The organism is Roseicyclus sp. (assembly GCF_018402035.1).
Classification (GTDB): Bacteria; Pseudomonadota; Alphaproteobacteria; order Rhodobacterales; family Rhodobacteraceae; genus Roseicyclus.
Window position 1 is genome coordinate 514,809 of the sequence record NZ_JAGYJN010000001.1, and the last position, 21,710, is coordinate 536,518.

The window sequence follows — 21,710 nt, forward strand, 5'->3', positions numbered from 1 at the left end:
AGGATTTCATGATCGAGATCGGCACCCAAGCCCCCGACTTCACCCTGCCGCGCGATGGCGGTGAGATGCTCAGCCTATCGGCGCTGCGGCCCAAGGCGGTTGTGCTCTATTTCTATCCCAAAGATGACACATCGGGCTGCACCCGCGAGGCGGTGGATTTCACAGAGCTTGGCCCCGATTTCGCCGCCGCCGGTGCGATGGTGGTGGGCGTGTCCAAGGATAGTGCCACAAAGCATGACAAGTTTATCGCCAAGCACGCGCTTGGCGTGGCGCTCGTCTCGGACGAAGACAGCGATCTGTGCGAACGCTATGGCGTTTGGGTCGAAAAATCCATGTATGGCAAAAGCTATATGGGGATCGAGCGGGCGACATTTCTGATCGACGGGGCGGGCGTGGTGCGCGCGGTCTGGCACAAGGTCAAGGTGCCCGGCCATGCGGCAGAGGTGCTGGCGGCGGTCAAGGCGCTATAGGCCGATGCCGGGGGCGCTTGACCTTGCGCCCCCTTGGCCCCACACCGCCGCCATGACCCAGATGCCCCCCCTTGCCCAGATGGCCGAGGCCGTGCTGCGCACCGCCGATGCCCGCGAAAAGACCGCCCTGTCGCGCCGCTTTGCCGCCCAGTGGCAGGCCGCGCGCGCCGCAGGGCATAAGGTTGAGATTGGGCAGGCCAGCCCGCCCGACCAGCCCTCCCGCCCCGCAACCCCCGAACTGCGCGACCCGCGCGAGGTGCCGCGGCGGCGCACCGGCACGCAGGCGGGCCGGATCGCGCTGTTGCATGCGGTGGCCCATATCGAGCTGAACGCCGTCGATCTCCATTGGGACATCATCGCGCGCTTTACCGCCACGCCGATGCCGATGGGGTTCTATGATGATTGGGTCAAAGCGGCTGACGAGGAATCAAAGCATTTCAACCTGATGGCCGATTGCCTTGAAGCAATGGGCAGCCATTATGGCGCGCTTGTTGCCCATGCGGGCATGTGGCGGGCGGCGTCCGACACGGTGGATGACCTGATGGGGCGGTTGGCCGTTGTTCCCATGGTGCTTGAGGCGCGCGGCCTTGACGTCACGCCGGGGATGATCGCGATTTTTGAGAATGCGCGCGATGACACGACAGCCGCGATGGCGGTGGACGCGCTGCGCATCATCTATGCCGAAGAGGTGCATCATGTGGCCTATGGCTCCAAATGGTTCCATTTCTTGTGCGGACGCCACGAGACCGACCCGAAAGAGGCATTTCACGCCCTTGTGCAGCGCTATTTCCACGGCGCACTCAAGCCGCCCTTCAACGAAGAAAAACGTGCCGAGGCAGGGATACCACCGGATTTCTACTGGCCCTTGGCGCAATGATGGCACGCAAGGCTGCCATGGATCGGCGGATTTTTGCTCAAACTGGATAATTTCCGGCTGAAATCCCCACCACACAGCATCCTGTGTTGAGGCAGGGCGGCGGGCTGTCTATGCCTTGGCGAGGTCATAGCTGTAGCGGTGCTTTTGCGCCGTTACACTAGACGAGGGAGAAATGGGGCAGCTACGTGATAGGACCGATGATCAATCGCCTCTCGGCGGCGCTGGAACGACGCCTGCCTGAGCAGCGTTTGTTCCTCAAATCCGATGATGGCACGCGCTTTATTCGGCTGCGCCCCATCACCCAAGGCACGATCCTACTCGGCCTAGCCGCGCTGTTGGGTTGGACGGTGATCATCACATCCGTCGTGTTGATCGACACCATCTCAGCGGGCAGTGCGCGCGAACAGTCTGAACGCGAAAGCATCGACTATCAAAACCGTCTCAACGCGCTGTCGCAGGAGGTGGAGTTGCGCACCGCCGAGGCATTGCAGGCCCAAGAGCGATTTTCCACGGCGATGGACCAAGTCGCGGTGATGCAGGTGCGCCTCCTCGATGCTGAAGAGCGCCGCCGCGAGCTGGAAACAGCGGTTGACGTCATCCAAGCCACGCTGCGTCGGACCATGGAAGACCGCGATACGGCGCGCGCGGCACTTACCGATTTGCGCGATGCGATGCAGGCCGAGACAGGCACAACCGAAACCGCGGCTGCGCGCGACGCCGATCTGCGCCGGGCCATCGCCGTACTGGCAGGCGCGCTTGATGCCACCGCGGGCCAGCGCGATGATGCAGCGGGCCTTGCAGGACAAGCCGCGCAAGAGATTGCACAGATGGAACACGCGCTTGCCTTGGCCCAAGAGCGGCAAGAACGTGTTTTCCGCCAGATCGAAGAGGCCGTGGCCATCTCGATGGAGCCGCTGGATCGTTTGCTCAGCTCCTCGGGCATCCCCCCTGATCGGCTGATCGGACAGATGCGCGCCACCTATTCCGGCCAAGGTGGCCCGCTCATGCCCATCGCGGTCTCGACCATGGGCGATGGTGAACCCGACCCCATCTCGCTGCGCGCCAATGAATTGCTCGAACAGCTTGACGCGTTGAACCTGCGCCGGATGGCGGCCGAACAGCTCCCGTTTTCTTTACCTGTCCAAGGCGCCTTTCGCCAAACATCGGGATTTGGCTATCGCCGTGATCCCTTCAACGGTGGTCGGCGGCTTCACGCCGGTGTCGATTTCGCCGGCGCGCGCGGCACCGATATCGTGGCAGGCGGTGATGGCACCGTCGTATTTGCTGGCCGCCACAGCGGTTATGGCCTGATGGTTGAGATCGACCACGGCTTTGGCATTGTCACGCGCTATGCCCATATGACACGTTTGACCGTGCGCGAGGGCGAAAGGGTCTCGCGCGGGGAACATATCGGTGATATGGGCTGCACTGGACGTTGCACCGGGACCCATCTCCATTACGAGGTGCGGCGCAATGGCGATCCGGTGAACCCTATGACCTTCATCACGGCAGGACGCGATGTTTTCTAAATCCAAGATCAACGAACCCGGAGCCAAACCCTCTGCCGCTGATAGTGGCGCTGAGGGTGGTGCTTCTGCCTCAACTTCCAGCCCCAAATCGGGAGCAGACATGTCTTCGACGCCCTCTTCTTCGCCGAAATCAAAACCCACCCCCTCGCTGCTCAGCTCTGACCTGACGGTTGTGGGCAATCTGCGCACCACGGGTGACATTCAGGTCGAGGGCACCGTGCAAGGTGACATCCGCGCCCATCTTCTGACCGTCGGCGAGACGGCCAATATCGAAGGCGAGATCGTGGCCGATGATATCGTCGTCACGGGCCGCGTTGTGGGTAAGGTGCGCGGCCTCAAGGTGCGCCTGACCTCGACCGCGCGTGTTGAGGGTGACATCATCCACAAGACCATCGCCATCGAAAGCGGCGCTCATTTCGAAGGCTCGGTGCAGCGCGCCGAAGATCCGCTGGCCCTAGGTGCAACACCGGCAGCGCCGCGCGCGGCTGCAACACCTGCCCCTGCCGTCCCGCGCCCTGCGGCGGCTGGCCCTGCCCCCACGCTCGGCGAAAATTCCTAAGACCACGCCCAATCCGCGTGCCAAATGATCAAAGCCGGGCCAATGCCCGGCTTTTTTCTTGCCCTCTTCAATCCAGCGGTGTCAGCGCCCGGCGATACATATGCCATGTGGCATGGCCCAAGACCGGCAAGACCACGAACAACCCCAACAGCCCCGGCAACATCGCCAAAAACACCATCCCCGCAATGGTTGCCGCCCATGCCAGCATCACCCAAGGGTTGCGCCGCACCACCGCGACCGAGGTCAGCATGGCGGTGACGAAATCCAATTCCTTATCCAATAGCAAAGGCAAAGAAACGGCTGTGAGGCAAAACAAGACATAGGCAAACACCGCCCCAAAGCCCGCGCCCACCGCCAGCATCAACAGCCCCTCAGGCTGCAACAGATAGGCATAAGAACTGGTCACATTCATCAAGGCCGATGGCCCCAGAAACAGCGCAAACAGCATATGGGCGAAGAATGACCAAAACAGGAAATAGACGATGATCACCCATGCCATGGAGGGCAATTGCCGCAAACGCTGACGCCAGATCACGCCGAAGATGTCGTTGCGCCGCCATTGGCTTTGGCCCGCCTCCAAGCGGCGCGATACCTCGTAGAGCCCAACCGCCAAAAACGGGCCCAAGAGCGGAAAACCAAGCGTGATGGGGATTGCCCACCAAATCTGATCAGTGACGAATAAAAACAGGTAAAGCAGCCAGCCGCCCGCCACATATATATGTGAGAAAAACAGCCCCATCATGGGCTTGCGGCGAAAATCATCCAGACCGGCGCGCAGCGCATAAGCGATATCGCCATAGCCCATATCGCGCAAAGCGGGCACCTTTGAGGGTGCAATAGGGGTCATCGCTGGATCACTTAGCTCGCTCATCGCCCCTCACCTTCCCGGAACGCGGATGCTTGCCGTTCCAAGTCTAGACTGCGCAAGCGCCCCGCGCCAAGCGAAACGCTTACAGCATGGGCGGGTTTTTGCCCGGCCAATCGGTCGCGTCGTGATAGGCGCGCCCCAGTGCCATCAGCATGGCATCAGCACCCGGCGCGCCGATCATCTGCACACCGGCGGGCAGACCGCCCGCACCGAACCCCGCAGGCAGCGCCAGCGCAGGCAGGCCAGCAAGGCTGGCGGGCACCACAACCTCCATCCAGCGGTGATAGCTATCCATCACCCGGTCGCCAATTGCCTCGGGCCAGCGCGTGTCGACCGCAAAGGGCCAAACTTGGGTCGATGGCAAGATCACCGCATCATATTGCGTAAACATCTCGCGCGCGGCCGCAAGCCATGCGGCACGGGTCTCGGCGGCCCATTCGACCTCGGCGACCTTGCGCGCAAATCCATGGGTAATTTCCCATTTCGCCTGCGCGGGCAAAAGCGCCTGATGTACCTCCTCGCGCCAATAGGGGCCAAGGTTCATGGCCACCGCGAATTGGCGCAAGATGCACCATGCCTCCCACAGCGCCTCGGGGGCAAAGGGCGGCGCGATGGGCGCGACATCCCAGCCCAAGCTTTCCATCACACCCAAGGCTGTCTCTGCCTGTGCCAAGATGCCGGGTTCCATGGCATAGGCCCCGCCCCAGTCGCCCAGCCAGCCGATGCGCGGGCGCGCAGGCATACGCCCCTCTCCCGCGCGGTGGGCACCATCCGACAAGATGGCAAGCATCCGCTCCAGATCGCCGATCTCGCGCGCCATCGGCCCATCGGTGGACAGGCGATGCTGAAACACGCTATCGCGCGGCTCGCCCGGGACCAGACCGGCGGTGGGACGGAAACCATAGACATTATTCCACGCCGCCGGATTGCGCAGACTGCCCATCATGTCCGATCCATCGGCCACGCACAGCATGCGCGCGGCCAGCGCCACCGCCGCCCCACCCGATGAGCCGCCCGCGGTCTTGCTTGGGTCATAAGGGTTGCGCGTCGCGCCATAGACTGGGTTCACGGTATGCGAGCCCAGCCCAAAAGCCGGCACATTGGTCTTGCCGATGATGATCGCGCCCGCCGCGCGCAGCCGCCGCGCCAAGCCGTCATCAACGCTTGGCACATGATCCTTCAAGATTGGCGAGCCCCAGGTCGAACGTATCCCCCGCACCCCCACCAGATCCTTCACCGCAACTGGAATACCATGCAGCCACCCCTCAGGCGGCATCGCCTCGGCCAGCCGCGCCTCGCCCATGAGCGTTTCGCGGTCGCGCAAGGCGACGATGGCATTCAATCCACCATTGACCGCATCGATCCGACCCAGCGTCTCGCGCATCAGATCAACAGGCGAGATTTCGCGCCGCGCGATCATCGCTTGCAATGCGCCCGCCCCCAAAGCCAACAGCTCAGCCATGACGCGCCACCCTTTCGCTTCTTCGTTTCATAAATATCCCCGCCGGAGGCATCTTACCCGCGCCACGGCCCGGATATTGGTCAACCAGACACAGCCATCGCCACCAAGCCCCATCGCCCGACCGCGTGGCCCCAACGGGGCCCGAGGGCGGGCGACGCCCCCTTACCCTTCGGCGCGCGCCTCGGCGCGGGATTTGCCCGAGACATCCATCGCCAGAACGCTGGCCATCAACCCGTCCAGCTTGCCATCCAAGACCCCGCCCGTGTCGCTGGTCTCGAACCCTGTGCGCAGGTCTTTCACCATCTGGTAGGGCTGCAACACATAAGAGCGGATCTGGTTGCCCCAGCCCGCTTCGCCCTTGGCCTCATGGGCGGCGTTAATCGCCGCATTACGGCGATCAAGCTCCATCTGGTAGAGCCGCGATTTCAGCGCCTTCATGGCGATATCGCGGTTTTGATGCTGCGACTTTTCGGAGCTCGTGGTCACGATCCCCGTGGGAAGGTGGGTGATGCGCACGGCCGAGTCGGTCGTATTCACATGCTGGCCGCCCGCGCCCGAAGAGCGATAGGTGTCGATGCGAATGTCGTTGGGGTTAATCTCGATCTCGATATTATCGTCGATCACGGGATAGACCCAAACGCTGGCGAAACTTGTCTCGCGCGTGCCCTTGCCAAAGGGCGAGATGCGCACAAGCCGATGCACGCCGCTTTCCGATTTCAGCCAACCATAGGCGTTTGGCCCCTTGATCTGAAAGACAACGGATTTGATCCCGGCCTCGGTGCCGGGGCTCATGTCTTGCTGATCGACCTCATAGCCACGGCTTTCGGCCCAGCGCACATACATCCGCGAGAGCATTTGCGCCCAATCGCAGGCCTCGGTGCCGCCGGCACCTGCATTGATCTCGAGGAAGGCATCATTGCCATCAGCCTCACCATCAAGCAGCGCTTCCAATTCCTTGGTCGCGGCCATTTCGACAAGTGCGCCCAGCGCCGCCTCGGCCTCGGTGACGATGTCTTGATCGCCCTCCGCCTCGCCCATTTCGATCAGTTCCAGATTGTCATTCAGGCCCCGCCGGATGCTGTCATGGGTGCCCATCCGGTCGACCAACATCTGGCGGTCGCGCATCAGCTTTTGCGCCTTGGCCGCATCATTCCACAAATTCGGGTCTTCGACGCGGGCGTTGAATTCCTCCAGCCGGTGCTGGGCGGTCTCGATCCCCAAGCGCTGACCAAGAAGGGTCAGGGATCTGCGGATCTTTTCGATATTCGCTTGCGTCTCAGCGCGCATCTGCTCGGCCTTTATGTCAATCGAAGCGCTGATATACCACCGGGCGGGTCCGCGACAAGGCCGTGGCCCCGCCCAATCTCAGTACAAGCCCCCGGAACTCAAGGTGCCAAAGCCCGATTGGGTCGGCACCCTTGCCGCATCGCCCGTGGATGTGGTGACGGTTTGCCCCTGATCGGCGGCATTATCGCCTGCTTCGCCCTCACCATAGCCATAAAGCGGCAGGTCCGAGCCCATCGCCCAGCCGCCATCGATAATCGCCTGCGCCCCAAAGAAGGGTTCTTCACCGGCGCGGAACAATTCATAGACAACATTGTCACCGGTGGCGCCCTCTGCCAAGCGCTGTCCCGTGAAGCGGTCGATGGGGAAAAATGCCCCGCCTTCGGGAACATCGAAGGGACCGCCGCCATATTCGGCGATGGCCTCAAGCATGAATTCGTTGAACACAGGGCCACACAGCCCCCCGCCCGAGGCACCCCGCCCCAAGGCGCTGGGTTGGTCAAAGCCGATATAGCACCCCGCCGCGATGGAAGAGGTGAAGCCCACGAACCAGACATCGCGCGCATCATTGGTGGTGCCAGTCTTGCCCGCCGCAGGCACGGGAAGATTGACGGTCGAGGCAGCCGTACCGCGATCCACCACCCCTTGCATCATCGAGGTCAGCTGATAGGCCGTGACCGGGTCGATCACGCGCTGACGGTTCGACATGATCGCGGGCGCAAGCCCCGCATCCAGTGCTGCGAATTGGCAATCAGGGCAAAGCCGCTGATCATGGCGATAGACCGTGTTGCCCCAGCGATCTTGGATACGGTCCACAAGCGTGGGCTCCACCCGTTCGCCGCCATTGGCAAACATGGCATAAGAGGCAACCATGCGCAGCAATGTCGTCTCTTGGCTGCCCAGCGCATTGGCCAAGAATGGCTGCATATCGTCATAGACGCCAAAGCGTTCGGCGTAGCGGGCGATGGTTTCCATGCCGACATCTTGGGCCAAGCGCACGGTCATCAAGTTGCGGCTCATCTCGATCCCGGTCCTGAGCGGCGATGGGCCGTAAAAGCGCTCCGAGGCGTTTTGCGGCCGCCAAATCCCCTCGGGGGTTTCCAACTCAATCGGGGCGTCGATGACGATGGTATTGGGGCTATAGCCGGAATCAAGTGCAGCCGCATAAACCAGCGTCTTGAAGGCCGATCCCGGCTGGCGGGTGGCCTGTGTCGCGCGGTTGAAGCTGGAATGTTGATAGGAAAAGCCGCCCTGCATCGCCAGAACACGGCCAGAATTCACATCCATCGCCATGAAACCGCCCTGCACCTCGGGCACTTGGCGCAGCGACCAGCGCGCGGCGCTGCTATCGCCCCCGCGCGGTGTGGCGCGCACATGGACCACATCACCCACTGCCAAAAGATCGTCAGGCCCGCGCGCTTGGCGCCCGCGATTACCCTCGGCATCGACGGGGCGCGCCCATGTGACATCCTCGGCGGGGATCAGATGGGTTTCGGGGTCATGATCCAGCCCTTCGATCCCGATACGCGCGTTTTGCCCATCAACCGCAAGCACCACCGCGACCAGCCAGCCCTCGATATCGCGCGCAACGGATGTTTCGGCCAAGGCTTGCCGCCACAAACCCTCATCGGCCAAAAGCGCGGGATCGATGCGCGCAGGCGCACCGCGCCACAAGCCAGTGCCACGGTCATAGCTTTCCAAGGCGCGGCGCAGGGCCGCCTCGGCTACGCGCTGTAGACTTTCATCCATCGTCGCGCGCACCGCATAGCCGCCCGACAAGAACTCGCTCTCGCCATATTGCGCCGAAAGCTGGCGACGGATCTCATCGGTGAAATAATTGCGCGGCGGCATCGCGGTGCGGAAGGGCGCGATATGGCCGCTCTGCACGGTTTCCAGCGGCGTGGCCTGCGCGCGCTCCATCTCGGCGCGGGTGATGTAGCCGTTCTCATTCATCTCGCGCAGCACATAGTTGCGCCGGCTGATCGCGCGGTCGTAATCGCGCACCGGGTGGAAATTCGACGGTGCCTGCGGCAACGCGGCCAGATAGGCGGCCTGTTCCAGTGTCAAAGCTTCGAGATTGGTGTTGAAATAGGTCTGGGCGGCTGCGGCCACGCCATAGGAATTCTGCCCGAGAAAAATCTCGTTGAGGTACAGCTCAAGGATGCGCTCCTTGCTGAGTGCTGTTTCGATCCGCGCGGCCAAGATGATCTCACGCACCTTACGCTCGATGGTGCGCGACCCGTCGAGAAGGAAGTTCTTCATCACCTGCTGGGTGATGGTCGAGGCCCCGCGCACATCGCGCCCGCGCGAACGGACAGCCTCGACAAAGGCGGCTGCAATGGCGCGCGGGTCATAGCCACCGTGCTGGTAGAAATTGCGATCTTCGGCAGAAACAAAGGCATAGGCGATCAGATCGGGAATTTCCTCGGCCGGGACAAACAAGCGCCGCTCGGCGGCGAATTCATCGACGATCATCCCCTCGCGCGAATAGATCCGGCTGATCGTGGGCGGCGCGTAATTGGCCAAGGCGTCATGGCCGGGCAGATCATGGGAATAGATGAACAGCACGCCGCCCACCGCCATGGCGATTGCGATCGCGCCAAGGGTCACGGCGCTGAAGATCGCGCCGAAAAAGCCAAAGATGAATCGGATCATGCGATCAGCCTGCCTGTCATCGCCACCATATAATCGGTGCGGGGGGTCAGGTCAAAACACATGGGTGCGAGAACGATATCTTGCGACCGGCTCATTGCCGCACCAAGGCCATGCGCGCGGCATCGGCCTCGGCCCAATCCGTGATCGCCGCGATGATCGCGCCTTGCATCACGGCGCGCCAATCGGGGTCGAGGATATTGCGCAGATCCGCCGCATCCGAGATGAAGCCGATCTCGAGAAGGACCGAAGGGATATCGGCCGCGCGCAGCACGGTAAAGCCTGCCTCGCCCATTGGGCGGGCATGCAGCCGCAGATCGGCCGCGCCGATTTGGCCTACAAGGGCCGCAGCAAGGGCCGTGCTGCGCGGCGCGGTGTCGATGCGCGCCAAATCCATCAGCACGCCTGCCACCACATCATCGGCCCCGTGAAGATCGATCCCGGCCAACAAATCGGCCCGGTCATGCTGTTCGGCCAAGGCCGCCGCCGCCGCATCCGAGGCGGTATCAGACAAGGTATAGACCGTGGCACCGCGCGCGCGCCCCTCGGCCAAGGCATCGGCATGGATCGAGATGAACAGATCCGCCCCCGCCGCGCGCGCCGTTGTCACCCGCGCGGGCAGCGGCACAAAGATATCGGCCTCGCGCGTCAGCACCACATCGACAAGGCCCGTCCGGCGCAGCGCATCACGCAATTCGCGCGAAAAGGTCAAAACCAGATCCGCCTCGGTATGCGCGCCGCGCACCGCACCGGGATCGACACCGCCATGTCCGGGATCAATCACCACCGTCACCCGCCCATCATCGGGCAAGCGTGCCGCTTGCTGCACGCCACCTCGCGTCTGCGCCTCGGGCGGGGCGGCGACAGCGGCTTGAAAGTTAGCAACCGAGACAGCGGCAAGGTCGAGTGTCACCTGCGCCTGACCCGTCAAGGGATCTGTTACCATTTCCACGCGTTGCGCCAGCATGGGGCGCGCCAGATCCAGCACCAGCCGCGACCAGCCCGCCATGCGCGCAGGCCCCGCATTTGCCCCGGCGATGGCATTGGGCCACGCAACCCCATGGGGCCAATCATCAAAGGCCACTTCGCGAAAATCGATCACGATCCGATCAGGCTCAGCGAGGTGAAAGACGCGATATGGGACAGGCTGGCTTAACCCGATGGATAGGCGCACGGCGTCGCTATTACCGCTGACCCGGCTTGCCTCGGGCAAAAGCCGGGCCAAGGCGGCCAAATCCGTCGCGCCGGTCTGCGCGCTTGCCGCCAGACCGGACAGAATAACCAGACATGCCGCGAAAAACGACCTCAAGACTGCTCGCATCACAGGGTTTCATCCCAGAATTTGTCAATTATCGAAAGTTTAGCAGACGGGCGCGCAACACCCAAGGCCGGATCGCACTGCCCTAACGCCGAGCGGCAAAGAAGGCGGACAAGCGCGCCACACCTTCGGTAATCTCATCGGTTCCGCGCGCATAAGACAGCCGCAAGAAACGCGCGCCGCGCGTCTTGTCGAAATCAAGCCCCGGTGTCACGGCAACGCCTGCCTCGGCCAGTATCTCGGCGGAAAGCGCAAGGCTGTCATCGGTATAGGCCGAAACATCGACATAGATGTAGAACGCCCCATCGGCAGGCGCGCTTTGCGTCAGCCCGGCGGCGGCAAGCCCTGCCAGCACGATGCGCCGGTTCTCGGCATAGACCGCGCGATGGGCGTCAAGTTCGGCCCGCCCCTCGGGGCTGAGGGCTGCAAGGGCTGCGATCTGGCTGGCATGGGCGGGGCAGATGAACATGTTCTGCGCCAAGCGTTCGACCACGCGCACATGATCAGGGGGCACCACCATCCAGCCAAGCCGCCAACCCGTCATCGAGAAATACTTGGAGAATGAGTTAATCACATAGACATCATCGGTCACTTCCAGCGCGCTGACCGCCCGCCCCTCATATTGCAGGCCGTGATAAATCTCGTCTGAGATCAGGGCGATATCATGCGCGGCGCAGCCTTCGGCCAGCGCGCCAAGGGCGTGTTTATCCAGCATCGTGCCGGTGGGATTGGCGGGGCTTGCCACGATCAACCCATCGAGATCAGCCGACAAATGCGCGGGCGTTGGCTGATAGCGCGTGTCGATCTCGGTCGTCAGGCCAACGGGTGTCAAGCTCATCGCGGTCAGGATTTGGCGATAGGAGGGGTAGCAGGGCTCGCCCAACCCCACCCGCGCACCTGCATCGAAAAGTGCCGAAAAGGCGAGGATAAAGCCCCCTGACGCCCCCGAGGTGAGCACCACACGGGCGGGATCTAGGTCAAGATCATACCATTCGCCATAAAGTGCCGCGATGGCCGCGCGCAAATCGGGCCTGCCCAAGGCGACGGTATAACCCAAGGGGCCTGCGTCCATCTCGGCGGCAAGCCTTTGGCGCGCGACCTTGGGCGCGCCGGTGCCGGGCTGGCCCACTTCCATATGGATGATATGGCGCCCGGCCGCTTCGGCGGCGCGCGCGGCCTCCATCACATCCATCACGATGAAGGGGTCAACGGCGCTACGGCGGGAAATGCGCATCTTGGGGCTCCGGGCTTGTGCGCCTGTCTTGAACCAGCCTGCGGCCCCCGCGTCAACGCATGCCCGCGCAAAGGGGGGTGCGGCCAAGCGCAGGTAGCGGGCTTGCGCAAATATGCTAAGCTCAACACGACATCTGCCCGACCAACGAAAGAAAGCCCAACGCCAGTGTTCAAACAATTTGCTGCCCTGACGCTCGCCATTGCCCTTGGCTTTGGCCATGCCGCACCCGCCGCCGCAACCGATCTCGACAATCTCAGCGCGGCCGAGCGCGCCGCCTTTCGTGCCGAGGTGCGCGCCTATCTGTTGGAAAACCCCCAAGTGCTGATGGAGGCCATCGCCGTTTTGGAGCAACAACAGGCCGAGGCCGAAGTGAACCGCGATAGCGTGGCGGTCGCCGCCAATGCCGATGCGCTGTTCGGCTCGGCCTTCGATGTCGTCGTCGGCAATCCCGAGGGCGATATCACCATCGTCGAGTTCATGGATTACCGCTGCAGCTTTTGCCGCCGCGCCCATCCGGAAGTCATGGATCTGATCAATTTCGATGGCAATATCCGGTTGATCATCAAGGAATTTCCGATCTTGGGCGAGCAATCGGTGTTGGCCGCGCGCTTTGCCATCGCGACGCGCGTCGCCCATGGCGATGCGGCCTATTTCGCGGTGCATGATGCGCTGATGAATATGCGCGGTGATATCAGCATCCCCGCCTTCGAGGCGCTGGCGGCGGCACTTGATCTGGATGGGGCGGCGATCATCGCGGCGATGAATGACCCGCTGGTGCAGGCCACGATCGATTACAATTATGCGCTTGGCCAAGAGCTTGCGATCACCGGCACACCAAGCTTTGTCTTCGGTGATCAAATGGTGCGCGGCTATGTGCCGCTTGATGGGATGCAACAGATCGTGGCGATGCTGCGCGAGAGCGCGAACTGACACAGGTCACCTGTCACTGACAAAGAAAAAGGGCGTCCCTTGGGGACGCCCTTTTTCGTGATCATCTCAGCCTTTCGACCACCAACCACGGCGGCGCGGCTTATCCGGCTCGGCGGGGGCCGGTGCGCTTGGGGCGAGCGCGGCCACGGGTTCTGCCTTGGCGGGTGCCGCCTCAGCGGGTGCCGGGGCGGGTTCTGGTTCTGGGGCCGGTGCCGGCTCTGCTGCGACGACGAGGGCGTCAGATGTCGGCAAAGCCTCTGCATTGGCTGCAGGCTTGGCGCGGCTACGGCTGCGCGGCTTCGCGGCGGGCTTGGCGGGGGCCTCTGCCACCGCTGCGGCGGGCGCTGGCTCGGCCTCAGCCTCAGCCTCAGCTTTGGCTTGCGCCTCAACGACCACCGGTTCTGCCTTGGCAGCGGCGGGCTTGCGGCTGCGCCGCTTTGGCTTTTCAGCGGCAACCTCGGCCACTGTTTCGGGTGCCACTGCAACCTCTGGCGCGGCTACGGGTGACATTTCGGCGGAAGTATCACCGTCGCCTTCGCCCTCATTCACAGCTTCGGCATCGGTCTCAAAGTCCATCTCGACACCGTTCTCGCCGATCTTCTTGCGCCGTCCACGGCCACCACGGCGGCGGCGGCGCTTTTTGCGCGGGTTGTCTTCGCCATTCTCCGCATCAGGGGCAGCGCTGACCGCGGGCTTGGTGGCGGGCGCTTCGCTTTCGTCATCCTCATCGATATCGACATCGACGATTGCCTCGTCCTCATCCTCGATATCGTCCATCAAGGTGGCGTCCATCGCAATCACGGGCGAAACAGCCGTGATCTTGCGCGTTGCGGTCTTGAAACGCTCGAATTTGAAATCGGGCGAGACCATCGCAGCATCGGCTTCGATCCGGATAGACATGCCGTAGCGCAACTCGATGGCGACCAGATAATCGCGCTTTTCGTTCATCAAATAGTTCACGATGTCGACAGGCGCGATCACCTTGACCTCTTTGGACCGGCCCTTGCCGCCCTCTTCCTCAAGCTGGCGCAAGATCGACAAGGCAAGGCTGTCATCAGAGCGGATAAGCCCCGTGCCATGGCAATGCTTACAGGGCTGGGTCGTGGCCTCGAGCATGCCGGGGCGCAAACGTTGGCGCGACATCTCGAGCAGGCCAAAGGTCGAGATGCGGCCCACCTGTATGCGCGCGCGGTCGGTCTTGAGCTTGTCTTTCAGCCGCTTCTCGACCGCCAGATTATTGCGCCGCTCGTCCATATCGATGAAGTCGATGACGATCAGACCGGCCAAATCGCGCAGGCGCACTTGGCGGGCAACCTCTTCGGCGGCCTCAAGATTGGTCTTGAGCGCTGTCTCTTCGATCGAGCCTTCCTTGGTGGCCCGGCCCGAGTTCACATCGATGGCCACCAGTGCCTCGGTGATGCCGATCACGATATAGCCGCCCGAGCGCAGCTGCACGGTCGGGTTGAACATATCGGCCAGATAGCCCTCGACCTTGTAGCGCGCGAAAAGCGGTGTGGGATCGGTATAGGCTTTCACGTTCTTGGCATGGGACGGCATGATCATTTTCATGAAGTCCTTGGCATGGCGATAGCCTGCCTCGCCTTCGACCAGCACCTCGTCGATCTCGCGGGTGTAAAGATCGCGGATCGTGCGGTGGATCAGATCACCCTCCTCATAGATCGGGGCGGGCGCGATGGATTTCAGCGTGAGTTCGCGGATCTGTTCCCACTGACGCTGAAGATATTCGTAATCGCGCTTGATCTCGGTCTTGGTGCGCTGAGAACCTGCGGTGCGGATGATCAGCCCCGCGCCCTGCGGCACATCGATTTCTTGGGCGATTTCCTTAAGCTTCTTGCGGTCGGCGATATTGGTGATCTTGCGCGAAATGCCACCGCCCCGCGCCGTGTTGGGCATGAGCACGCAGTAGCGACCTGCAAGGCTCAGATATGTCGTCAGCGCCGCACCCTTGTTGCCGCGCTCTTCCTTGACCACCTGCACCAGCATGATCTGGCGCACTTTCACAACCTCTTGGATTTTGTATCTGCGCGCGCGCGGTTTGCGCATCGGGCGGATATCTTCCTCGGCGTCGTCATCGGTGACGGTTTCGGGCGCTTGGCCCATATCGCCGTCATCATCATGGGCATGATCGCCCTCGTCATGGCCGTTGTCGCCATGATCGCCGTTGTCGTCGCCTTCGGTATCAAAATCGGCGTCGTTGTTGCTGTCTTGATCGGGCGCATCGCCCAGATCGACCACTTCCATGCCTTCGATGGGTGTGACGTCGGCAGTGGTGACCGCGTCGCCTGTCACGGCCTCGGCCTTGGTCTCGCCGGATTTACGGCGGCGCGGGCGGCGGGCGCGCTTGGGCTTTGCCTCTTCCTCGGCCTCATCGGCCATGGATTCGGCGTATTCGCGCTCCTCGCGCAACAGCGCTTCGCGATCGGCCACGGGGATCTGGTAGTAATCGGGATGGATTTCCGAGAAAGCAAGGAAACCATGCCGGTTTCCGCCGTAATCCACAAAGGCGGCTTGTAACGAGGGTTCGACCCGCGTGACCTTTGCCAGATAGATATTTCCCGCAAGTTGCCGCTTGTTTAGCGACTCGAAATCGAATTCTTCGACCTTGATTCCGTCAACCACGACAACCCGGGTTTCTTCCGGGTGGGTGGCATCGATGAGCATCTGCTTAGCCATGATATCCTTGCCCGCGACAGGCCACGCGCGCGCCCCGGCGGTGCAATGCACCGGACGGCGGGGGCGATGTCGCGATATATGTGATGGGCGATGCCGGGGGCCGTGGCGACGGCTGAGGTTGTGACCCCTGCCCGTCTTGCCATGTCTGTGCCCTGAGCGTGCATCGCGTCTGTCTCCGGTCGTGCCGATCATCGACGCGACCATTCATGCCCCGTTGCGGGGGCGGTTCAATGTGGGACGAACCGATCCGATTCGTGCCCGAGTGACCTGCTGTCCCTGTCGCGCTCGGGATCCGGCGCGGATGGGGGATGCAGAGAAACTGGTTCAAACGGCAAGATGCCGTCCTCGCACATTAAGGGGCGCGTGATGCAAAACGCAATGGCAATTCGTGCGGACAACAAAGCGCGCTTGGGCGTCAGACAGGCCCGCGATTTACAGGTAATCCGACCGGCTTAGCCCGTATTTGGCCATTTTCTCATTCAAGGTCCGGCGCGGCAGGCAAAGCTCATCCATCACATTTGCAATCGCACCGCGATGGCGGCGCATGGTGTTGTCGATCAGCATCCGCTCAAAGGCTTCGACATATTCCTTGAGCGGCTTGCCCTCGCCGATGGCTTGCGGTGCGATCTCGGCATTGTCGGCCATCAAGAGCGAGGCAATCGAGCCCGAGCCGCGACGCTGTTGCAAGATCGCGCGCTCGGCGATGTTGATCAATTGGCGCACATTGCCGGGCCATGGCGCTTGCAAAAGCTGGGCGGCTTCTTGGGCTGTGACCTGTGGTGCCTCGGTGCCGTATTCCTCGCCGAATTGTTCGCCGAACCGGGTGAAGAGCGTCAAGATATCCTCGCCGCGCTGACGCAGCGGCGGCAGGTCGATGCGCATGGCGGCCAGCCGGTAGAACAGATCCGGGCGCAGGCTGGCCTCGCAGTGTTCGGGCTCGGACGCGTTACAGATCGCCACGATGCGGGTTTCGGCGGGCACGCCTTGGGCGTTAATCACGGTCAACAGCCGCGCCTGAAGCGATTGCGGCAGGCTTTCGATATCTTCGAGCACCAAGGTGCCGCCGCGCGTTTGTTCGACCAAGGGTTTGTCTTGATCTTCACCCACGGGGCCGAACAGGCGCGCGGCCAAGGTCTCTTCGTCATGGGCTGCGCATGACAGCGCCACGAAACTGCGGCCTGCGCGCGGGCCAACCGCGTGCAGCGCATGGGCGACAAGGGTCTTGCCTGTGCCGGTCTCGCCCGTGATCAGCACATGACCATCGGCTTGGCCCAGATCGAGGATATCTTCGCGCAGCCGCTCCATCACGGCGCTGGTGCCGATCAGCTTACGCATCAGCACCGTGCCATCGCTGAGTTCGCGGCGCAGCGCGCGGTTATCGAGCGTCAGGCGGCGCTGTTGGCCCGCGCGCTTGGCCAGATCGGTCATCCGGTCGGGATTGAAGGGTTTTTCGAGGAAGTCATAAGCGCCGATCCGCATCGCCTCGACCGCCATGGGCACATCGCCATGGCCCGTGATCATGATCACCGGCAGACCGCTATCAATGCCCATCAAGCGCTTGAGAAAGGCCATGCCATCCATGCCCGGCATCTTGACGTCGCTGACCACGACACCCGGCCAATCAGCGCCAATCACCTTAAGCGCCTCTTCGGCCGAGGCGAAGGTTTCGGTCTCGAACCCCGAGAGCGCCAGCCATTGGCTGATCGATTGGCGCATATCTTGTTCGTCATCCACGATCGCGATTTTCATTTGCGCTTTCCTTTCCCGCTACTGTGCGGCCTTCGTCGTGCTAGCGGACAACGGCCGCAGACGGATCTCGAACACTGCGCCACCCGTTTCGCCATTGCGCGCGGTCAACCGACCGCCAAAATCGGTGATGATCCCCGACGAAATCGCCAACCCAAGCCCCACCCCCTCACCGGGTTTCTTGGTGGTATAGAACGGCTCGAACAAGGCATCGAGATCGTCAATCCCCTTGCCGCTGTCGCGCACGGTCAGAACTGCCTCTTCGCCCTCGGCGATCAACAGGTCCAACTCGCGTTTCTCGACATCCTTGAGTGCGTCAAGCGCGTTGCGCAGCAAGTTGATAATCACCTGTTCCAATCGCAGCCGGTCGGCCAAGACCATGACCGGGCGGCGCGGCAGGCTTTGGTTGATCTCGACCCGCGTGGTGCGCAATTGCGGCTCCATCATCGTGAGCGCCCCCTTGAGTGCGTCACGCAGATCGACGGGTTCCAACGCATCTCCGCCCTTTCTTGCATAGGATTTCAGCTGCCGCGTGATCGCACCCATCCGGTCGATCAGATCATCGATGCGCTGAAAACTCGAGGCGGCCTCCTCCACGCGCTTGCGTTGTAACAACAGGCGCGCACCAGCCAGATAGGTTTTCATCGCCGCAAGCGGCTGGTTCAACTCATGGCTGACCGCCGCCGACATCTCACCCAAGACGGCCAGTTTCTGGCTTTGCGCAAGGCTTTGCTCGGCCTCTTCCAGCGTGCGTTCGACGCGCTGGCGCTCGGCGATTTCCCGCTGGAGCCGCGCATTCAACCGGCGAAGCTCTGCCGATTCGCGTTGCAGTCGAAAGGTTTGCATCCGCGCGCGACGGCCAAAAACGTAAAACCCCCCCGCCAAGAGGAGCGCGAATCCCATGATCTGGAGCGAGAGAACCCCGTTCACCCGCTCGCGCACCGAGGTGAAGGTTGTATAGCTGACGATACGCCAGCCCCGAAACGGGATGCGACTTTCGAGCCGGATGATGTCGCCTTCGAAAAAGCCCGGTCTTACTTCGCCGAAAGCGAAATCGCCGGTGGCTTGGAGCGCGCGCTGAATGGCGGTTTGGACGGGTTGCAGCGCCAGCGCCTCGGCCTCGGTCCGGCCACGCCAGCGCGGTTCGGTCGACAAGATAATATCGCCCTCGCTATTCATCAAAAAGATCGCCTCGGTCGCACCCCGCCAGCGTTCGACAAGGCGCGAGAGGTCAACCTCGACCACGATGACCCCCAAAAGCCCGTTATCCATGCCCTGCATGGCGCGCGAAAAGGTAAAGTCGAAGCGCCCGGTTTCAGGCTCGTTGGAGGTGAATACCGTATCGGTCGAGCGGATGGCTTGGACGAAAAACGGATCATCGCTGCGGGTTTGGCCCAGTCGCTCGCGGTCGGTGGCGGCCACAACGCGCCCGTCCCCATCCAGCAGCATCAGGGAGGCCGCGCCGATTTCCTCCACATAAGAGATCAGCCGCGCGCTGGTTTCTTGAAAGCTGTCGGTCTCAAGCGAGCGGATCAGCATCGGATCGCGCGACAGCAACAGCGGCACGACGGAATGGCGCTGTAGCTCTGATTGTAAGCTGCCCGAATAGATCGCCAAGCGCAGTTCCGCCCGGTTGCGGGTCGTTTCGGTGAAGCGCTGTGTCAAAAAGCCGTTCGACACCCAAATGATCGCGGCTGCACCCAGCACGAAGACCACCAGAATCGCGCGCTGCGCCCAGCTTGGGCGGCGCGGCTGCGGGTCTTGCGCACCATGAGGATCGACGGTGATCATCGCACTATCGTAGGGGCGCGCGGCCCCGCACTCAAGCCATGCGCGCGCTTAGGCCGCGACCAAGGCTTGGGCGAGGCTTTGGAACATGACCGCACCATCGGCGCTGCCATGGGCAGGCTCCATCGCGCGTTCGGGATGCGGCATCAAGCCCAGCACCCGGCGATTGGCGCTCAGCACGCCCGCGATATCGTCGACCGCGCCATTGGGGTTGCCCAGATAGCGAAAGGCGACCCGATCCTCGGCGGTAAGCTGGGCCAGTGTTTCGGGATCGGCGACGTAGTTGCCATCATGATGCGCAATCGGAATGGTGATTTCGGCACCCTGCGCATAGCCGTTCGTGAACAGGCTATCGGTTGTCTCGACCCGCAGTTTTTGCGGGCGACAGACGAATTTCAGCCCGGCATTGCGCATCAAGGCACCGGGCAGGATGCGGGTCTCGCACAAGACCTGAAAGCCGTTGCAAATGCCCAAGACATAGCCACCGCGCGCCGCATGGGCGCCCACGGCCTGCATGATCGGCGATTGCGCGGCAATCGCCCCGCAGCGCAGGTAGTCGCCATAGGAAAACCCACCCGGCACGCCCACGATATCGATGCCCGCAGGCAAGGCCGCATCCTTGTGCCAGATCATCTGGGTCTCAAAGCCCGCCGCGCGAAAGGCCACGGCCAGATCGCGGTCGCAGTTGGAGCCGGGAAAAACCAGAACCGCCGCCTTCACGGATGCATCTCCACCCGGTAGCTTTCGATCACCGTATTGGCCAAGAGCTTCTCGCACATCGCGGTCACATCGGCCTGGGTCGTGCCTTGGGCCAGATCAAGCTCGATCACCTTGCCTTGGCGCACGCCTGCCACACCGTCAAAGCCAAGGCTGCCCAGCGCGGATTTCACCGCCTCGCCCTGCGGGTCGAGAACGCCCGATTTCAACATCACGGTCACGGTGGCCTTCATCTGACCCTTCCCTTCATCTTTCGCAAAATACGCAACCGCCGCATGCGCGGCGGGGCGTCAGTTGATCAGCGTGGGCTTGGTGACACCCGTCTCGCGCTGCGGCAAGACACCCAGACGGCGCGCCACCTCGGTATAGGCATCAGTCAAATTGCCCAGATCGCGACGGAACACATCCTTGTCGAGCTTTTGGCCCGTTTCCATGTCCCACAAGCGGCAGCTATCGGGGCTGATCTCATCGGCGATGATGAGCCGCATATAATCATTGTCCCAGATGCGGCCGATCTCGATCTTGAAATCCACCAGCTTGATGCCGACGCCCAGCATGAGCCCCGACAAGAAATCATTCACGCGCAGCGCAAGGCTGATCATGTCGTCCATGTCTTGTTGGCTGGCCCAGCCGAAGGCGATGATATGCTCTTCGCTGACCATCGGATCGCCTAGCGCGTCGTTCTTGAAATAGAACTCCACGATCGGACGGGGCAGCGGTGTGCCCTCTTCGATACCGAGCCGCTTGGAAATGGAACCGGCCGCGACATTGCGCACGACCACTTCGAGCGGGATGATCTCGACTGCGCGGATCAGCTGTTCGCGCATGTTGAGTCGGCGGATGAAATGCGTGGGCACGCCCACCGCGTTCAGCCCAGTCATAAAGAACTCGGACAGGCGGTTGTTGAGCACGCCCTTACCCTCGACGGTCGCACGCTTTTCGGCGTTGAACGCAGTGGCATCATCCTTGAAATACTGCACCAAAGTACCGGGCTCGGGGCCTTCATAGAGGATCTTGGCCTTGCCTTCGTAGACCTTTTTGCGACGTGCCATGCTGTCTCCGGGGTCGATGGGGCGCGGCGGGTTGCTCGCCTCGCATCTTTGAGGCGGCTATAGGGCAAAGCGCGCTGTGTCGCAAGCGACGCGCCGGATCGGCGCTTGCGGCCCCTGCACACCCCCCCTTAAGATCGTGTCCAACAGCTGTGCATCGTGATGGAGAGTAAAATGACCACCTTTGACGACCGCGAAAACGCCTTCGAAAACAAGTTCGCCCATGATCAAGAGATGCAGTTTCGCGCCGAGGCACGGCGCAACAAGCTGATGGGTCTGTGGGTGGCCGATATCTTGGGCAAAACGGGCGACGACGCCGAGGCCTATGCCAAAGAGGTTGTCAAATCCGATTTCGAGGAAGCCGGCCATGAGGACGTCATGCGCAAGCTGCTGGCCGATCTGGGCGACCGCGTTCCCGAGGCCGATCTGCGCGCCAAATACGACGCGCTTTTGGCCGTGGCCAAGTCGCAGTTGATGACTGAGATCTAAGCGCTTTTCCGCCTGCGATCATGCGGCCCTGCCAGAAGGCGGGG

The 21,710-nt window shown here is 62.3% G+C and carries 18 protein-coding genes; 6 read left to right on the forward strand and 12 right to left on the reverse strand.

The window, feature by feature from the left end:
- Positions 1–8: 8 nt before the first annotated feature.
- The 4 genes from KG698_RS02440 (at position 9) to KG698_RS02455 (ending at position 3,435) form a co-directional block, all read left to right on the forward strand.
- On the forward strand, positions 9–470 hold the full coding sequence (locus KG698_RS02440) for a peroxiredoxin (RefSeq protein WP_213684289.1): 462 nt from the start codon (positions 9–11) through the stop codon (positions 468–470).
- A 61-nt stretch (positions 471–531) separates the two neighbouring features.
- A complete protein-coding gene (locus tag KG698_RS02445) occupies positions 532–1,347 on the forward strand; it encodes a ferritin-like domain-containing protein (RefSeq protein ID WP_213684290.1) in 816 nt (271 codons plus the stop codon).
- 197 nt (positions 1,348–1,544) lie between these two features.
- Positions 1,545–2,876 (forward strand): DUF5930 domain-containing protein, encoded by a 1,332-nt coding sequence (locus KG698_RS02450; protein ID WP_213683954.1) that lies wholly within the window; start codon positions 1,545–1,547, stop codon positions 2,874–2,876.
- Positions 2,866–3,435, forward strand: a complete 570-nt coding sequence (locus KG698_RS02455) for a polymer-forming cytoskeletal protein (protein WP_213683955.1) — start codon at positions 2,866–2,868, stop codon at positions 3,433–3,435. The genes KG698_RS02450 and KG698_RS02455 overlap by 11 nt, the downstream gene beginning before the upstream one ends.
- A 67-nt stretch (positions 3,436–3,502) precedes the next feature.
- Here KG698_RS02455 and KG698_RS02460 read toward each other — a convergent pair whose 3' ends face one another.
- The 6 genes from KG698_RS02460 to KG698_RS02485 form a co-directional block, all read right to left on the reverse strand.
- On the reverse strand, positions 3,503–4,306 hold the full coding sequence (locus KG698_RS02460) for a DUF2189 domain-containing protein (RefSeq protein WP_300982823.1): 804 nt from the start codon (positions 4,304–4,306) through the stop codon (positions 3,503–3,505).
- Positions 4,307–4,385: 79 nt separating this feature from the next.
- Positions 4,386–5,765, reverse strand: coding sequence for an amidase (locus KG698_RS02465; protein ID WP_213683956.1), 1,380 nt, complete (start codon positions 5,763–5,765; stop codon positions 4,386–4,388).
- Positions 5,766–5,927: 162 nt separating this feature from the next.
- Positions 5,928–7,052 carry a peptide chain release factor 2 gene (gene prfB / locus KG698_RS02470; RefSeq protein WP_213683957.1) on the reverse strand — a complete coding sequence of 375 codons (1,125 nt, stop codon included), beginning with the start codon at positions 7,050–7,052 and terminating at the stop codon, positions 5,928–5,930.
- 78 nt (positions 7,053–7,130) lie between these two features.
- Positions 7,131–9,704 carry a penicillin-binding protein 1A gene (locus KG698_RS02475; protein WP_213683958.1) on the reverse strand — a complete coding sequence of 858 codons (2,574 nt, stop codon included), beginning with the start codon at positions 9,702–9,704 and terminating at the stop codon, positions 7,131–7,133.
- 91 nt (positions 9,705–9,795) lie between these two features.
- On the reverse strand, positions 9,796–11,022 hold the full coding sequence (locus KG698_RS02480) for an N-acetylmuramoyl-L-alanine amidase (protein ID WP_213683959.1): 1,227 nt from the start codon (positions 11,020–11,022) through the stop codon (positions 9,796–9,798).
- An 82-nt stretch (positions 11,023–11,104) separates the two neighbouring features.
- Positions 11,105–12,253 carry an aminotransferase class I/II-fold pyridoxal phosphate-dependent enzyme gene (locus tag KG698_RS02485; RefSeq protein WP_213683960.1) on the reverse strand — a complete coding sequence of 383 codons (1,149 nt, stop codon included), beginning with the start codon at positions 12,251–12,253 and terminating at the stop codon, positions 11,105–11,107.
- A gap of 165 nt (positions 12,254–12,418) precedes the next feature.
- Between KG698_RS02485 and KG698_RS02490 the strand changes: the two genes are divergently transcribed.
- Positions 12,419–13,183, forward strand: a complete 765-nt coding sequence (locus KG698_RS02490) for a DsbA family protein (RefSeq protein ID WP_367114020.1) — start codon at positions 12,419–12,421, stop codon at positions 13,181–13,183.
- A gap of 66 nt (positions 13,184–13,249) precedes the next feature.
- On the opposite strand, the gene KG698_RS02495 is transcribed toward KG698_RS02490, so the two are convergent.
- The 6 genes from KG698_RS02495 to purC form a co-directional block, all read right to left on the reverse strand.
- Positions 13,250–15,877 carry a ribonuclease E/G gene (locus KG698_RS02495; protein ID WP_213683962.1) on the reverse strand — a complete coding sequence of 876 codons (2,628 nt, stop codon included), beginning with the start codon at positions 15,875–15,877 and terminating at the stop codon, positions 13,250–13,252.
- 432 nt (positions 15,878–16,309) lie between these two features.
- Complete coding sequence (locus KG698_RS02500; RefSeq protein ID WP_213683963.1) at positions 16,310–17,626, reverse strand: sigma-54 dependent transcriptional regulator; 1,317 nt, start codon at positions 17,624–17,626, stop codon at positions 16,310–16,312.
- A gap of 18 nt (positions 17,627–17,644) precedes the next feature.
- Positions 17,645–19,414 (reverse strand): ATP-binding protein, encoded by a 1,770-nt coding sequence (locus KG698_RS02505; protein WP_213683964.1) that lies wholly within the window; start codon positions 19,412–19,414, stop codon positions 17,645–17,647.
- A gap of 48 nt (positions 19,415–19,462) precedes the next feature.
- Positions 19,463–20,131, reverse strand: coding sequence for a phosphoribosylformylglycinamidine synthase subunit PurQ (purQ, locus tag KG698_RS02510; protein ID WP_213683965.1), 669 nt, complete (start codon positions 20,129–20,131; stop codon positions 19,463–19,465).
- Positions 20,128–20,361 carry a phosphoribosylformylglycinamidine synthase subunit PurS gene (gene purS, locus KG698_RS02515; protein WP_213683966.1) on the reverse strand — a complete coding sequence of 78 codons (234 nt, stop codon included), beginning with the start codon at positions 20,359–20,361 and terminating at the stop codon, positions 20,128–20,130. The genes purQ and purS overlap by 4 nt, the downstream gene beginning before the upstream one ends.
- A 57-nt stretch (positions 20,362–20,418) precedes the next feature.
- Positions 20,419–21,180: a phosphoribosylaminoimidazolesuccinocarboxamide synthase gene (purC, locus tag KG698_RS02520; RefSeq protein ID WP_213683967.1), complete on the reverse strand. Its 762-nt coding sequence runs from the start codon at positions 21,178–21,180 to the stop codon at positions 20,419–20,421.
- A gap of 171 nt (positions 21,181–21,351) precedes the next feature.
- Between purC and KG698_RS02525 the strand changes: the two genes are divergently transcribed.
- Positions 21,352–21,666 carry a DUF1476 domain-containing protein gene (locus KG698_RS02525; protein ID WP_213683968.1) on the forward strand — a complete coding sequence of 105 codons (315 nt, stop codon included), beginning with the start codon at positions 21,352–21,354 and terminating at the stop codon, positions 21,664–21,666.
- Positions 21,667–21,710 lie beyond the last annotated feature (44 nt).

Coding starts and splice junctions, on each gene's coding strand:
- KG698_RS02455 (WP_213683955.1), top strand. CDS start 2,866: ATGTTTTCTAAATCCAAGATCAACGAACCCGGAGCCAAACCCTCTGCC.
- KG698_RS02445 (WP_213684290.1), top strand. CDS start 532: ATGCCCCCCCTTGCCCAGATGGCCGAGGCCGTGCTGCGCACCGCCGAT.
- KG698_RS02440 (WP_213684289.1), top strand. CDS start 9: ATGATCGAGATCGGCACCCAAGCCCCCGACTTCACCCTGCCGCGCGAT.
- KG698_RS02465 (WP_213683956.1), bottom strand. CDS start 5,765: ATGGCTGAGCTGTTGGCTTTGGGGGCGGGCGCATTGCAAGCGATGATC.
- KG698_RS02450 (WP_213683954.1), top strand. CDS start 1,545: ATGATCAATCGCCTCTCGGCGGCGCTGGAACGACGCCTGCCTGAGCAG.
- KG698_RS02495 (WP_213683962.1), bottom strand. CDS start 15,877: ATGGCTAAGCAGATGCTCATCGATGCCACCCACCCGGAAGAAACCCGG.
- KG698_RS02475 (WP_213683958.1), bottom strand. CDS start 9,704: ATGATCCGATTCATCTTTGGCTTTTTCGGCGCGATCTTCAGCGCCGTG.
- prfB (WP_213683957.1), bottom strand. CDS start 7,052: ATGCGCGCTGAGACGCAAGCGAATATCGAAAAGATCCGCAGATCCCTG.
- purS (WP_213683966.1), bottom strand. CDS start 20,361: ATGAAGGCCACCGTGACCGTGATGTTGAAATCGGGCGTTCTCGACCCG.
- KG698_RS02460 (WP_300982823.1), bottom strand. CDS start 4,306: ATGAGCGAGCTAAGTGATCCAGCGATGACCCCTATTGCACCCTCAAAG.
- KG698_RS02505 (WP_213683964.1), bottom strand. CDS start 19,414: ATGATCACCGTCGATCCTCATGGTGCGCAAGACCCGCAGCCGCGCCGC.
- KG698_RS02500 (WP_213683963.1), bottom strand. CDS start 17,626: ATGAAAATCGCGATCGTGGATGACGAACAAGATATGCGCCAATCGATC.
- KG698_RS02485 (WP_213683960.1), bottom strand. CDS start 12,253: ATGCGCATTTCCCGCCGTAGCGCCGTTGACCCCTTCATCGTGATGGAT.
- KG698_RS02525 (WP_213683968.1), top strand. CDS start 21,352: ATGACCACCTTTGACGACCGCGAAAACGCCTTCGAAAACAAGTTCGCC.
- KG698_RS02480 (WP_213683959.1), bottom strand. CDS start 11,022: ATGCGAGCAGTCTTGAGGTCGTTTTTCGCGGCATGTCTGGTTATTCTG.
- purC (WP_213683967.1), bottom strand. CDS start 21,180: ATGGCACGTCGCAAAAAGGTCTACGAAGGCAAGGCCAAGATCCTCTAT.